This window comes from Bacillus sp. FJAT-27225 (assembly GCF_001685025.1).
In the GTDB taxonomy this organism is placed as follows: domain Bacteria; phylum Bacillota; class Bacilli; order Bacillales; family Cytobacillaceae; genus Bacillus_D.
The window spans coordinates 286225-301169 of the sequence record NZ_MAYU01000012.1; the positions used below are offsets into that span (position 1 = coordinate 286225).

Sequence of the window (14945 nt, forward strand, 5' to 3'; positions counted from 1 at the left end):
AGATTCGTACTAGGAATTTGTGTTTAGTGATTACTAATCTTAGCTTCATTGGCACCGTTTTGGAGTCTGCGAACGGTCAAAATGTGCCCAATAGGCTTCATTGGCACCATTTCGGACTCCGGGAACCATCAAAATGTGCCCAATAGGCTTCATTAGCTTCGTTTCGGGTTCCGGGAACGGTCAAAACGTGTCCAATACGAAATTACCTCACTATTTTACGACAGCGAGTTCTCCGCCTTAACGCCAAAGAACTTATTCGAAATGAACAGCACCACAGCAATCAGTGCAATCTGAATCATCCCGTATGCAGCAGCCTGCCCCATGTTGAACATGCGCAGCTGGTTCATGATTTCAATGGAAATCGGCCTGTTTGAAATGGTGTAAAGCAGTACGGAGGTCGGGAATTCGCCGACCGACTCGACAAATGCGAGCAACGTACCTGCTAATACACCTGGCATGATAATTGGCAGGATGACCTTCCTGAACGTATAAAACCATTTCGCGCCTAGGTTTCTTGAAGCTTCTTCGATCGAGTCATCCATCTGCTCGAGCACAGCATTTGTCGACCGCACGACCAATGGAATATGGCGGACAAAATAGGCCAAAGGCAGAATCCAGAACGTGCCGACTAGGATTTGTCCGAACGAGAATACCGATGGTTCGTTGAATGCGAAAATTAGGTTCATCCCGATAACAGTCGCCGGCAAGGCCCACGGAATCATAACCAGGATGTCGACGAAGTTTTTTCCGACGAACTTCCGTTTAACAAGCAGATAGGATGTCAGCACCCCAAAGACCAGGTTCCCGGCAGTTGCAATGAACGACAGCAGCAAGCTGTTTTTCAAAGGCTTGAAAATGTTCGGATCCTGGAACAGCAGCCGGTAATTTTCAAAATTGAACACGCTTGGATACGTCTGCCATGTCCATGTACCGTCCGGAACCAACGACAACAACAGAATGGTGAAGTGCGGAAGCAGCAGGATGATGACACCAATCACGCCGACGACGACCAAAATCCACTTCAGCACAGGATTCTTGACTTCGCTTCGATGGGCACCGATCCCTTTTGAGGCCATGCGATAATCCTTGCGGTTTTGATACCAGCGCATGAACAGCAGGAATGCAATCGACACGACGGATAGGATTACCGACTGTGTAGCTGCTACTTCCATGTCTCCGTTCAGTTTTGAAAAATAAATCTGCAAACTTAAGACTCGATACCCGCCCGCGAGCAAGAAAGGTGCACTGAACGATGCCATTGAAATCATAAACACCAACAGAGAGGCAGCGACAATCGCCGGTGTCAACAGCGGGAACGTCACGGTCCAAAACACCTTGAAGCGCGATGCACCGAGGTTATAAGCCGACTCTTCCAGCGACGGGTCAATTTTATGAATCGCTGAAGAAACGGTCATGTAAAAATACACATACATCGTATAGGCGTGGACAATCAGAATCCCGGAAACACCGCCAATTTTGAACGGCACCTCGTCAAGCCGGAATAAGTCCTTAATCAAATTCGGAATCAGGCCTGTTTCGCCGTATAGAAACATGAACGCCATAACGCCGACGAGCGACGGAAGGACGATTGGCATGATTGCCGCCGAGGCAAATAAGCTGCGCCCCGGAAAATCGTATTTGTTAAAAATAAACGCAAGCGGAATTCCAATTAGCGCGCTCATCAGGACACTCAGAACTGAAATATATATCGAGTTCCAAAGCGCCTGCAGGTTCGTCCGTGATTCCTGAACGAAGAAATCCTGATAGTTTGCGAGAGTGAAACTGCCGCCCCTGTTCAAGCTTTCCATCAGAGTCCGCACCGACGGGTAAAGCACATATGCAACCAGGACCAATAGGACCGGGATTAAAAGCCATAGTGTCAGCCTTGTATCGCGGTTTTTAATCATGAAGGCTCACCACTTACGGCTGGAATGATCCGAATCTGGTCCTCAGGAAGCGTCACCCACACCTCGGTGCCAACCTTCAGATTGGTTTTTACATTGTTCAACATATTTGCCTCGAGGGCAACACCGTCAATATTGACCTTCACATTAACAAGAGAGCCGAAGAACGCAACCTCTTCCACCTTGCCCTTGAACACATTCGGTCCCTCAGCGATTCCATCCGAAATCCTGATTGATTCCGGCCGGACCGACAAGACAAGCTGCCCCTTATTCTCCGGGTTAAAATTATACAGATCATTATGTACGGCGATTGTCTTCGACGCCCCGTCAGTCTGAAGGCTCACGGTCACGTAATCAGTCTCAACCTTCTCGACCTTTACCGGCAGAAGATTAATTTCCCCAATGAATCCGGCGACGAAATCATTAGCCGGCTCATTGTAAATTTCCGATGGTGTGCCGACCTGATGGCAGACTCCGAAGTTGAAAACGGCGATCCGGTCGCTCATGGATAAGGCTTCCGCCTGATCATGGGTGACATAGATCGTTGTAATCTTGTATTCTTTTTGCAGCCGTAAAATCTCACTGCGCATTTCGTCGCGCAGCTTAGCGTCCAAGTTGCTCAGCGGCTCATCAAGGAGCAGGATTTCCGGCTCAATAACCAATGCCCTCGCCAGGGCGACGCGCTGCTGCTGCCCTCCACTCAGCTGGCTGACTTGACGGTCTGAATAATTCTCAAGCCTGACTTTTTTCAGGACGTCCTGGACACGCGATTTCAGTTCCGCGGACCCGACCTTCCTGACCCTGAGGCCATAGGCGACATTTTCAAAAACCGTCATGTGAGGAAAAAGGGCATAGTTTTGGAAAACCATGCCCGTATTTCTTTTTTCAGGAGGTACACGCGTCATATCTTTTTCACCGAACCGCACGACGCCTTTTGTCGGGTAATAGAACCCGGCAATCATCCGGAGGGTAGTTGTTTTGCCGCATCCGCTCGGGCCAAGGAAGGTAAAGAACTCACCGTCTTTGATTTCAAGGTTCAAATGATCGACTGCGATCACCTTCCCGAAAGCTTTTTGGACATTCTCTATTTTTATAGACGCCATACCGAGTACACTTCCTATTCTTTGATTTCTTTCTCTCCACTCTTGATGTTTTCATCCCAATACTTCATCCATGTATCGCTGTTTTCCTGGAACACTTTCCAGTCGATATCCATTGGCTTAATTTCAGTTTCAGTAATCCACGCAGGCAATCCTTCAACATCTTCTCTTGTTGGAATCCGGTAGAACTCCTCAGCCAAAATCTTCGCAGCTTCAGGTGTATTCACGAACTCATAGAATGCTTCGGCAGCCTTTGGATGCTTGGCTCCCTTCACTTTCGCAATCCCTTCAGTCAAAACCGGTGTACCGCTTTCAGGAATGATGAAATCGAATGGATAGTTCTTGTTTTCCTTCAGCATAACAACGTCCGGCATTGCCCAAACAGACAGTGAGCCTTCGCCTTTGGCAACTTTGTTGTACATCATTTCAGGGTTTGCGGCATATTCCTTCGTATTGGCATCAAGCTTTTTCAGCCACTCATAGCCTTTTGCCGGGTCACCGGAATCCTTGAAATCGCGGTAAATCATCGACGAGAAAATCGTCCTCATTGTACCGGATGCAAGCGGGTAACGGATGATGATTTCATCCTTCCATTTTGGGTCAAGCAATTCATCCCAGTCCTTCGGGGCATCTTCTTTTTTCAGCTCTTTCGTGTTAAACATGATAACTTCAGGTGTCTGGCTTGTGCCGGTCCAGTTCCATTCCGGATCATAGAAGCCCTCAGCAAGGCTCTTTGCATACGATGGCTCATACGGTTCTAGCAGGCCTTCGTCTTTTGCCTGGTCAAAGTTCACGGATGGTGCTCCCCACCAGATGTCTGCCTGAGGGTTGTTTTTTTCGGAACGGATCCGGTCGAGGATTTCCTGGGAACCCATATCAAGCCATTCGACATCGACATTGTATTCTGCTTCAAATTGCTGCTCGAATTTTGAAAGGATGTCCTTGCCGTGTGGTGAATAAACAACGACTTTATCCTCGAGCTTTTCCTTGCTCTCACCCGATCCACCGGTTTTTGTTGAGCCGCCCGAACCTTCATCCGAGCCGCTGCATGCTGCCAATAGAAGCGCGGTCGACATAGTCAGTGCAGTTAGTACGGAAACCTTTTTCTTTTTCATAAAAATTCTTCCCCCTAATGATTAAAATTTGATCATGCTTTCGTATTCCCGCATAAACAGTGAGACAGCACCTAATGCCCCTGCGTTGTCACCAAGCTTTGATAGCTTCAATTCTACTGGGCTAGGTAAATAGTGATTTACGATTCTACGTAAATCGGGTAACAGCATTTCAGCAGATTCGAAGACACCACCTCCCAAAATAATCACTTCCGGATTTAATAGACTTGCCGCGTTTATAATCCCATATGCCAAGTGCTCAACCATATCGTCCAGAACAGCGCGCGCCGTCCGGTCGCCGGTTTTTGCAAGCTCAAACACAAGTTCGCCGGGCAGTTCCCCCGCCTTTGCTTCCTCATGCAGAGGATGGCCGGGCTGTTTGAGAATTTCGTTTGTCAGCTTTGTGCCGATTGCTTTCCCGCCAGCGACGCTTTCGAGATAGCCATATCGGTGAAATACAGGCTTAAAGTCGCCCTTCATTTCATTTTTATCGGTGACCATATAGCCAATTTCTCCGGCAGCCGAGGATGCGCCGCGATACAGCTTGTTGTGGATGATAATCCCGCTGCCGATTCCTGTCCCAACCGCGATGAACAGCACGTTCTCCTTATTCTTCGCGTTGCCGAGCCATTGTTCCCCAAGAGCTGTGACATTCACATCATTATCGACATAGACCGGAAACGGAAAGATTTCCTTCGCTTCATTAATAAACGGATAGCGCACCCAGTTGAGGCTCGGTGCCTCGACAACGACTCCGCGCTCGGTTTCGGTAATGCCTGGAACACCGGCACCCATGCCGAGAACTTTTGCGGAATCAATTCCGCTTCTTTGAATCAGCATTTCAACCTCTTTGCCAATTTGCTTCAAGAGCCCTTTTTTTAAAAAAGACTGCGTCTTGAAGTTGCTTGATGCAAGAATGTTGCCGCCCAAGTCACATAGAACAGTATTCACTTTTGTACCGCCAATATCGGTTCCGAGAATATAATGAGCCTTTTCGTTAAAATAAAGCTGGATTGGCCTTCTGCCTCCTTGTGTGGAAGCCTCGCCTATTCCTTTTTCAATCACCCATTTTTCCTTAATGAGTTCATCCACCAGAAGGGATACTGTCGGTTTGCTGACAGAGATCCTGCTTGCGATTTCCGCCCGTGAAATCGGGAAATTCTCCTGGATGCAAGAAAGGACCAGTTTCTTGTTTTTCAGCTTGGTCGTCATTCCATTTGTGTTCATTCAATCACGGCCTTGTTAAATTGGTTAGTAAACTTCACTAATTAACCCCAATATAACCAATAATGTAACCGCAGACAAGTTTTAATATTCTAAATTTATTTTAAAAACGAGATTAGGGCTTTATGACTATTTTGAATTTTCCCAATATTGGATTGTTTACTTCTTCCTCTTACCTATGCTATTTCTTATGTGAGGGGAATATAGACAGTTGGTTAACCTCATTAACTAACTATCTATAAAATTCGTAAGAAAGGAGAGCAGTGTGAGGGTAAGGTAAACCAAAAATGAAAGGGGTTACAAAAATGAAAAAGTTTTTAAGTGTCCTGCTTTCACTTCTCTTAATCATTACATTAGCACCTTTTTCAAGCAGCTCTGCCAATACAAACAAGCCGGATGTTGATCTCTGGAATGTCGTGAAACCGCTTGGGACAACCGTTACATTTGTCAATACCGGAGCACATCCCGATGACGAACGAAGCGATTTCCTTGCCTATCTGTCCAGGGGGCTTGGCGTCAAAACAGCGAGCCTGATTGCAAATCGCGGCGAAGGCGGACAGAATGAAATCGGTCCCGAACTGGACAATGGCCTCGGAATCATCCGTTCTCGTGAAATGATCGAAGCTGCCAAAATCAACGGCGTTAAAGCCTACCATCTCAGCGAGACGACCTCTGACGAAATTTATGATTTCGGTTTTTCAAAAAGCCCGGACGAAACATTGGAAAAATGGGGTGAGGAAGTTACATATGAAAGACTCATCCGCTTTATTAGGACGTATCAGCCAGATATCGTCATGCCATCTTTCCTGAACGTCGACACCCAGCACGGACACCACCGCTTAATTAACATTCTCAGTGAAAAAGCATTCAAGGATGCTGCTGACCCAAATATATTTCCCAACCAGCTAGAAGAAGGATTAAATGTATGGCAGGTGAAAAAGTATTACTTGCCAGTTTCAAAGGACGAAGCAACAACATCAATTGAAATCGGGATGTATGACCCAATTTACCAAATGTCCTACCCGCAAATTGGCGAAGCATCCCGCTATATGCACAAGAGCCAGGGAATGGGCAATGATATCCCGGTTGCCCCAAGGCAAACGCACCTGAAACTGGTTCACACCGCTGTTGATACAAACGGCAGCAACGACCTGTTTGCAGGAATCCCATATGATTTTAACGAGTGGGCTGACGTACTTCCTAAGAACGCCAATGATTTGAAGGTTCAGTTCACTAAGCTTCAGGCTGACCTTGATTCAATTATCGATGCGTATCCTAGCAGGGAAGCTGTTTTTACAAAAACACAAAAGGCACTAAAGGATGTTAAAAGGCTTCTTGCCAAAACTGAAGAGAAAAACATTAATGATGCTCTGAAAAATGACCTGCTCCATAAGCTTTCATTGAAGTCAGAACAGCTTCAGGAAGCAAGCTTTGTTGCATCAGGCCTTGACGTTGAAGCAGTGGCAGAAGAAAACATCCTGACAAAAGGGCAAACCACAACTGTTACTGTGACACTAACCAACAACGGCAGCCAAGCGCTGAAAAATGCAGCCGCCGAGCTGATCGTTCCAGAAGGCTGGACAGTATCCGGTGGGTCTTCCGAACTTAAGCTAAGCCCTGGTGAAACAGAAGTTGTTTCCTTTGAGGTAACCGTTCTGGAAAACGCTGAATTTTACCATGCATATGTGGACCCTGCCATCCAGGCAAAGGTCAGCTTTGAAGAAAAAGGCGCCACGACAACTCAGTTGAAGCAGCTCGAGGGCACAGTCGCTGTCCTTCCAGATGTCGGTCTGACGTTGTCGCCAGAAGATATTGTTGTGAATACAGCCAATGTTCAAGAAGAAATTCCTGTTACCGTGAAGGCCAAGAACTTCCGAAGCGGGGCAGCTTCTGCGATCGTTTCCCTGAATGTGCCTGAAGGCTGGGGCGTCTCGCCTTCTAGCGTCCAGGTTGATTTTTCAAAAAAGCTTGAGCAAAAGGAAGTAAACTTTACACTCGTACCGCCTGCAGATATCGAGGATGGCAAGTTCGAGATTGATGCTGCTGTGGAAGTAAACGGCAAAACATTCGACGCAACCGTCCAGGAAATCAGCTACGACCATATTGGTACGTTCTATTATCTCTATCCGGCCAAGGTGAACGGTGTCGCATTTGAATTGCTGACTGACCCGAATCTGAAAATCGGCTATATCGAAAGCGGATTTGACATGGTTGCCGACTATCTTGCCAACACAGGCTTGAACATTACAAAACTGACTGAAGCAGACCTTGCTTCCGGCGACCTGAGCCAATACGATACAATCGTAACCGGCATCCGTGCCTATCTGTCACGACCTGATCTGCAGGCCAACAACGAACGACTGAAAGAGTACGTCGCAAACGGCGGGCACCTCGTTGTCCAATACCACAAGCCTGGAGACGGCTGGAACAAGGATACGACGGCACCGTATCCATTAACCATCGGAAACCCGTCCATCAAATGGAGGGTCACCGATGAAAACGCAGCCGTCAACGTCCTGAAGCCGGAATCCCCGCTGTTCAACTATCCGAACAAAATCGGCGACAGCGACTGGGCCGGCTGGGTACAAGAACGCGGACTGTACTACCCAATGGCATGGGCGCCTGAATATGAAACCTTCGTCAGCATGGCAGACCCAGGCGAAGCACCATTCGACGGCGGTATCCTGATGGCAAATTACGGTGAAGGTACGTACCTATACACCAACCTCGTCTTCTATCGCCAGATCCAGGGGCAAGTGCCGGGCGGATATAGAATCTTCACCAACTTGATCAGCTACCAAGGGGCTAATTAGGGACGGTTCTACTATGCCATTTTCAGCGGCAAACTGAAGACTTCGATGTTTTCAGAATTATGGATTTAACTACAACACCTAAAAAAGCAACAAACGCCACTCCAATTTGGAATGGCGTTTGTTTTTTAATCTGCATTTCTTCTATATATATAAGGCAAAACAAGAAAATGGACCACCCTTACTCCGTGTAAATTAATTCAGCGGTTTTGACGAGTAATTTAGCGATTTTAAGATTAATTCAGCGTTAAGGAATCAGTTCAGCAATTTTCATTTATACCCAAGTTCCATTTGTCCCTGTCATATAGCCCGAAACATCCCCACTATCTCCATGCCCTCTCGTATCAACGGCCAGAACCGCGTACCCCTGAATAACCCATTTCATATAATTCGAAATCGATCCTTTATCACTTCCATAACCGTGATAACAAATGATACAAGGCACAGAGCTGCTTGTTTCCTTTGGCAGAATATAATATCCGTTTATCGGATTTCCGCCAAACCCTTGGTAGGAAACATCATAAGCCCTTATCTGCTTAATTGGATAGTCTACTTCCTTCAGAACACTATTTAACGGAATTTCAGCAGCTTCTTTAAGACTTTTCTTCCAAAAACAATCAAAAGCTTCCTTTTTGTTAAAGGAGGCAAATAGTTTTGAAATTCTTTCAATTGGTTTTCAAATACCATCAAACGAATCCCTCCCAATGGATAAGAACGGACCCCGCCGTCCCCCCTTTACCCTATTTGCCGAAAATCTGCTCGTAGATGAAGGCAACTTTCTTTTCTTCATGGAATGGGTTGTGTTCATGGACATATTGTGGATATGCAACAATGGTTTTGTTTTGGCTAGCTATATGGTTAAACGCTGCATAAGCAGATGAAGGCGGAGTAGTTGAATCTTCCAGGCCGATTCCAATTAATACCGGCACAAAAATGTCCGGGCAAAAATGCAAGGCATCGACATAAGCAAGCGTGTCCAGAATAGATGACTTCAGGCTGTTCTCCGGATTATGGAATTTTAAAAAATTGATTATTTCCATATATGGGCCAGTCAACGCGACCTCAAGAGCTCGTTCAAAATGGGTCAAAAACGGCCAATCAGAGGCGACAAACTGAACTCTCTCTTCCAAGCCGGCTGCAACTAGGGCGAGTCCCCCTCCCTGGGAAGCGCCATTGATTCCGAAGATTGTAGGCTTTACAGGCGAGCCAGCCTTAATCCATTCCATTTGGGCAATGATGTCACGGTAAACATTTGTATAATAGTAGTTTTCTTTTTCAAAAATCCCAAGAGTCATCCATCCAGTGACTCTGCTGCCATTTGGATAGTGTGCGTAATCCGGTGAATCACCTTGTCCCCTTACATCAAATGCAATTACCGTTATCCCTTGAAGGACCCATTTTAAGTATTCCGATGGCAAACCCTTGCTCCCAGTATAACCATGAAAACATAACAAGACCGGACCTTCCCCCAGACCCTTAGGCCGAATGAGATGCCCCTTAATTGGAGTTCCATCCCAGCTTTGAAGCGCTAAGTCAGCAACTTCGACCGAAGGCAGCGAATAATCAGCCCACTGAAGGTCAACGCGAAAGCCGGATCTTTTAACCTGCTCTTTCTTGCCTTCCCAAAATTGATTAAAATCAGCCGGTTTATTCACCAATTCAGGTTTATAAGAATGCAGCTGTTCTAAAGAAAAATCTCCTACATTTCTCCCCATTCAAAAAGCACCATCCTTAATACATCTTATCTGTTACAGCCTTTGCAGTAACTTTACGAACGGTTTGAGCCATGTCTTCTTTTTTGTTCATAATTGCTGAATACAGGATGTCAATTATAGACAATTGAGCAATTTGGGAGACGATTGAGCTCCCCTCAAACGGGCCTTCCTTTGATGACGTTAACAGGACAATATCCGCTAATTTTGTAATCGGTGATTTTCGATTGCTCGTGATAGAAATTATTATGGCTCCGGCCTTTTTGGCAATTTCCAGGTTGCGAATCGTATCTTTTGTGCTTCCCGAAACAGAAATCCCAATTGCACAGTCGTCTTCTTCTAACAATGACGCGCTCATTGCTTGAAAATGGCTATCCTGCTTGGCGTCACATTTAATTCCGATTCGTGTAAAAATATTCACTGCTTGCTGAGCGGTTAATCCGGAAGATCCGACTCCAAAAAAGAAGTTATTTTTCGAGGAAAGAATGGTTTGGACGGCTTTTTCGACCTGCTCTTCTTCCAGCAGCTTCCTGCTTTCCTCAAGAATTTTCAAATGCCTGGCTGTTGTCTTGCTTATAATCGACTGCTCGGTTTCTTCTTCTGCCGCCATCATGACAGATTCCTGTGCGAGCGCCAGTTTAAAGTCCTGAAAACCAGTAAAGCCAATTTTTCTGCACAACCGCAAAACCGTCGTTTCGCCAACTTCGGCTTTTTCAGCCAATTCGGTTACCGAACAATAGATAATCGCAGTAAGATTTGCCACTATATAATCGGCTGCTTTTTTTTCCGTTTTCGTTAAGCTATTATAATAGCTTTTGATTTTTAAAGTGGTAGACATCATTGTCCATCCTTCATTCCTTTATTCTTTGACTGCCCCTGCTGTCGATCCTTCGATCAGCCGCCTTTGGAAAAGCAAATAGAACAGCGTTACCGGAATGAATGATAATACCAGCCCGGCATACAATGCACCCCAGTCGGTATGGTATTGCTGAACCATCATGATGTTGGCAAGCTTTACCGGCAATGTCTTCAATTCATCGTCGGTAATTAAAATGAGTGCCAAAATGTATTCATTCCAGATTCCGACAAAATTAAAAATCGCCGCTGAAATCAGCCCTGGTTTTGCCAACGGAAACATCACCATCCAAAACACCTTGAAAGGCCCGCAGCCGTCAATGATTGCGGCTTCTTCCAAAGAATCCGGAATTTGATTAAAAAAAGCGATCAACATAAAGATTGTAAACGATAATGAATAGGCAATATACACCAAAATCAAGCCAGGGAGGCTATTAACAAGCCCGAGGTCATTCATTAATAAAAACAGTGGTGCCATCGCCAAAAACGTTGGCAGCATCAATCCCATTAAAAATGTATTCTGAACCGCGATCCGGAAACGGAATTTTTTCCTGCTTAATACATAGGCAGCCATCGCGGAAATGATCACAATCAGGGTTACTGTAATAAGTGTAACGATAACGCTATTAATAAATCCTATCCCCAACCCAGCTTCATTCCATGCGTTCACGTAATTATCAAACGTAATTTTTTCCGGAAAAGATAATGGTTTTAATAAAATATCCGCAGATGATTTAACTGAGTTTACAAAAACCCAAATTACCGGGATGATAATTAACAAGGATAAAAGAATCAGGAACACATGGCTGCCAATATTCCGAAAAAGTTTACTCATCTAGCCTTCCCTCCTGGTAACCTTCAACGTCAACAGCGAAGCAATCAACGTAAGGATTAAAAAGATAACCCCCAGCGCGGAAGCATAGCCAAAATTGAAATTTGAAAACGCCTGCTCATAAATATAAAGCGAGATTGGCTGGGTCGATCGGTTCGGCCCTCCGCCCGTCAACAATTGAGGCATTTCAAATATTTTGATTGTATTAATCAATACAAAAATAGTGACGACCTGCAGAATATCTTTCAGCATCGGAATTGTAATATAGATGCTCTTTTTAAATTTGGTCGCACCATCAATCTCAGCCGCTTCCAGAATATCCTGCGGAATATTCAGGATAGCCGCGAGAATGAGAATGCTGTAAAACCCGACCATTCCCCACACATTAACAAACACGACACTTTCGAAAGCCGTCTCCGTCCTTCCAAGCCATTCCGTCATAAGAAAGTCCAAACCTATCGCATCCAACAATCCGTTGAACATTCCATTGACCGGATTTAAAATTGTTGACCAGAGCATCGCAATCGCGACTCCTGGAAGAATATAAGGAAAGAACGTGATTGATCGATAGAGATTTAACCATCTTGTTTTTAAAAAAGAAGCAATCGACAGCGCTATAACCACAGATAGCACTAATACGACCGGGACTTGTACCAATATGTATTTTCCTGTTACCTTCAATGTGTTGATAAAAATGTCATCCTCGAGCATTCGCCGATAATTATCCATGCCAATAAACGTTTTCGTACCAAGCCCGCGCCAGTTGTATAAACTCATCAGCAAGGCATTGAAGGAGGGATAGAGGACAAATAAGAGATAAAGGGCGGAGGCTGGCAGTAAAAACACGACAATCGACCATCTTTCACTTCTGTTTCTCAAAAACTCACAACCTTTCAAAACAGAGAGGCCCAAGAACCCTCAGACCTCTCCGCAAAAATATGAAATTACCAGGAGTATGTTGTTTTTTCTATATTGTCATCTTTTCTGATTTGTTCCGCGAATTTCTCTGCCTGCTCCGTAAACTTTTCTGGAGTCAGTTCGCCAAGCATAAGGCTTTGATATATATTGTTCATATTTCCGACCAATTCAGGATAAGAATCGTTTATGGCTGTTGGAGCGTACGAGCCGCCCGCATCCTGAAGAACTTTCAGCGCGCTCTTTAAAGGCTCTGACTGAATCGCATCTTCCGTATTTTTCACAACACTGGCAAGCCCTTTGGAAGCAACCATTTTCTCTACTTCTTTTTCGCTCGAAAGGAACTTCAGGAACTTAATCGTTTCGTCTTTGTTTTTCGAGCCGCTCGGAATATACCAGGCACCGCCCCAACCAGTCGATACCGGAGCAAGCTGCTCGCCCTTGCCGCCAGGGAATGCAGGCTGATTGAATGCGCGAAGTTTGAAGTCAGTCGGAATAACATCCTTCATCTCGCCTTCAAGCCACGAGCCAGCCATAACAAACAGAGACTTGCGCTGGAAGAACAAGGTCTGCGCTTCTGTGTGGGACAACCCAAATGTTCCTTTTAAAAATAACCCTTCATCCACCATCCGCTGTGATTCTTTTGCAGCCTCAACAAACGCAGGCGATTTCCAGGCGCCTTCCTTCAGGTTAAATGCGTCCAAAAGTGCCTCCTTACCGCCAATCCGTTCAACAAACGGCAGGTAAATACCAAAGAAATAATAACCCGGGGCTTTTCCAGGCACTGAAAAAACAGCAATTCCCTTTTTATCAGCCTCGGCTTTTAATTTATAAAGATCCTCCTGTGTTTGCGGAAGCTCCCATCCATTATCCTCGAACAGCTTCTCGTCATACCACCAAATATAGCCCGGTGAAAAAATCGTTGGAATTCCGTATGTTTTGCCATCCTTCTTTTGGTTGAATTGGCCTTGCTCAAACGTATCAACCCATTTTTCTTCGCTATCATACGCCTTTTCCTGGAGCGCATCATCAATCGGCTCAATCATTCCGTCGCGAATGACACCCTGAATATCAAAGCTTGGCCCCGGAACCATCAAATCAGGAACATCTTTTGATAAAAATCTCGTTTGCAGTTGAGTGTGGATGTCCGGGCTTGCGGTAATCTTAATGTTTACATTCTTGTTTTTCTCCATATACGCTTTGGCCGATTCCTTTACCCATTCAGAGCCAAATCCGCCTTCAAACATCATAACCTCGATTTCTACCTTTTTATCTCCGCCTTTACCCGTGCTTTCCTTTGAGCTACAGCCGGCAGCAATGACCATCAAGGCAACTAACAGCAACAAAAACTTTTTCATATACATCCCCTTTTTCGTTTGGATTTTATGTGTTACACATCCACTAACCTCATGCCTATGTAAATTTACCTACATGCGTCCACCTCCTTAAATCCGGCAACGAGCGCTATATTTTTGTAAACCCTTTCATTTTTCGGCTGAAATTTCTTTTGTAAACTGTTTAGTAATCTCCTGCGGCCGGGTAATCGCCGAGCCGACAACCACTGCAAAAGCTCCTGCACGGATGCATTCTGCTGCGAGTCCAGGCGTATTGACTCTCCCCTCCGCAACGACAGGGCACCCTGATTTTTCCACTAAAATTGAAAGTAGTTTTTTATCAAATGCCGTAACATGCTCAGTGTACGGAGTATATCCAGCCAGAGTGGTAGAAACCAAATCACAGCCTAAACTCACTGCATGCAAACCTTCTTCAACAGTGGCTACGTCAGCCATTAATAGTGTTGATGGAAATATGGACTGAATCTCTTTCACAAATTCGTCGAGCTGCTGTCCACCTGGGCGAACCCTGAAGGTTGCATCGAAAGCGATAATATCAGCACCAGCCTCCACTACCTCTCCAATTTCCTTCATCGTTGGCGTGATGTAAATGTCACTATCTTGATAGATTTTTTTATATAAACCGATAACTGGCAAATCAACTGCTTGTTTAATAGCTTTAATATCTGCTGGACTGTTTGCCCTTATCCCGGCAGCCGCGCCTTCCTGGGCAGCAATCGCCATTTTACTCATAATCGTTGATCCATGCAAAGGTTCATTTTCCAAGGCCTGACAAGAAACAATCAGACCTCCCTCTAGTTTCTTTAGTAAAGAATTCATGCTGACACCTCTTATACTTTTATTTTCTTAATTTTCATTCCATTTTGAAAAAGGTGAATCTCTCCACCTATTCTATAGAAGACGGATAATATTTTCATTGTCTTTTTGTGTCTTAAATGTGTCGAAATATTCAAACAACGTTGACGCTTACACAGCTCCCTCTCTAATATGTAGTGTGAAACAGAAATAACTAGTAAGGAGGATAAAGTTACATGTAAGAAAATAGGGAACAAGAATCATCTCAAAGATAGCTATGTGACTATGCGAGAGTGGAATGTTCCTAGTCGGGTATATGGCAATGGCTATG

At 45.1% G+C, this 14945-nt stretch carries 12 protein-coding genes; 1 reads left to right on the plus strand and 11 read right to left on the minus strand.

What is annotated here, in order from left to right:
* Window positions 1–215: 215 nt before the first annotated feature.
* Genes A8F94_RS08955 through A8F94_RS08970 form a run of 4 tightly spaced genes read right to left on the minus strand, consistent with a single transcriptional unit; the run spans window position 216 to window position 5343 of the window.
* Window positions 216–1907, minus strand: coding sequence for an ABC transporter permease (locus A8F94_RS08955; RefSeq protein ID WP_066198628.1), 1692 nt, complete (start codon window positions 1905–1907; stop codon window positions 216–218).
* Window positions 1904–3007 (minus strand): ABC transporter ATP-binding protein, encoded by a 1104-nt coding sequence (locus A8F94_RS08960; RefSeq protein ID WP_066198630.1) that lies wholly within the window; start codon window positions 3005–3007, stop codon window positions 1904–1906. The genes A8F94_RS08955 and A8F94_RS08960 overlap by 4 nt, the downstream gene beginning before the upstream one ends.
* Window positions 3008–3021: 14 nt before the next feature.
* Entirely contained in the window at window positions 3022–4119 is a 1098-nt protein-coding gene (locus A8F94_RS08965; protein ID WP_066198634.1) for an extracellular solute-binding protein, read from the minus strand.
* 21 nt (window positions 4120–4140) lie between these two features.
* On the minus strand, window positions 4141–5343 hold the full coding sequence (locus A8F94_RS08970; RefSeq protein ID WP_254660819.1) for an ROK family transcriptional regulator: 1203 nt from the start codon (window positions 5341–5343) through the stop codon (window positions 4141–4143).
* Between the two features lie 302 nt (window positions 5344–5645).
* Between A8F94_RS08970 and A8F94_RS08975 the strand changes: the two genes are divergently transcribed.
* Window positions 5646–8153 carry an NEW3 domain-containing protein gene (locus A8F94_RS08975; RefSeq protein ID WP_077247625.1) on the plus strand — a complete coding sequence of 836 codons (2508 nt, stop codon included), beginning with the start codon at window positions 5646–5648 and terminating at the stop codon, window positions 8151–8153.
* A 271-nt stretch (window positions 8154–8424) separates the two neighbouring features.
* Here A8F94_RS08975 and A8F94_RS26520 read toward each other — a convergent pair whose 3' ends face one another.
* The 7 genes from A8F94_RS26520 to A8F94_RS09005 all read right to left on the minus strand — a co-directional run bounded on the left by A8F94_RS26520 (window position 8425) and on the right by A8F94_RS09005 (window position 14638).
* Complete coding sequence (locus A8F94_RS26520) at window positions 8425–8820, minus strand: acetylxylan esterase (protein WP_077247626.1); 396 nt, start codon at window positions 8818–8820, stop codon at window positions 8425–8427.
* Window positions 8821–8890: 70 nt separating this feature from the next.
* Window positions 8891–9865, minus strand: coding sequence for an acetylxylan esterase (locus tag A8F94_RS08980; RefSeq protein WP_066198639.1), 975 nt, complete (start codon window positions 9863–9865; stop codon window positions 8891–8893).
* 16 nt (window positions 9866–9881) lie between these two features.
* Window positions 9882–10700 carry a MurR/RpiR family transcriptional regulator gene (locus tag A8F94_RS08985; RefSeq protein ID WP_254660820.1) on the minus strand — a complete coding sequence of 273 codons (819 nt, stop codon included), beginning with the start codon at window positions 10698–10700 and terminating at the stop codon, window positions 9882–9884.
* Window positions 10701–10721: 21 nt separating this feature from the next.
* A complete protein-coding gene (locus A8F94_RS08990; RefSeq protein ID WP_066198645.1) occupies window positions 10722–11552 on the minus strand; it encodes a carbohydrate ABC transporter permease in 831 nt (276 codons plus the stop codon).
* Window positions 11553–12428 carry a carbohydrate ABC transporter permease gene (locus A8F94_RS08995; protein WP_066198648.1) on the minus strand — a complete coding sequence of 292 codons (876 nt, stop codon included), beginning with the start codon at window positions 12426–12428 and terminating at the stop codon, window positions 11553–11555.
* Between the two features lie 65 nt (window positions 12429–12493).
* Window positions 12494–13822 (minus strand): extracellular solute-binding protein, encoded by a 1329-nt coding sequence (locus tag A8F94_RS09000; RefSeq protein ID WP_066198651.1) that lies wholly within the window; start codon window positions 13820–13822, stop codon window positions 12494–12496.
* Window positions 13823–13948: 126 nt separating this feature from the next.
* The gene (locus tag A8F94_RS09005) at window positions 13949–14638 is read right to left on the minus strand and encodes an N-acetylmannosamine-6-phosphate 2-epimerase (protein WP_066198654.1); all 690 of its coding nucleotides are present in this window, start codon (window positions 14636–14638) and stop codon (window positions 13949–13951) included.
* Window positions 14639–14945: the final 307 nt, after the last annotated feature.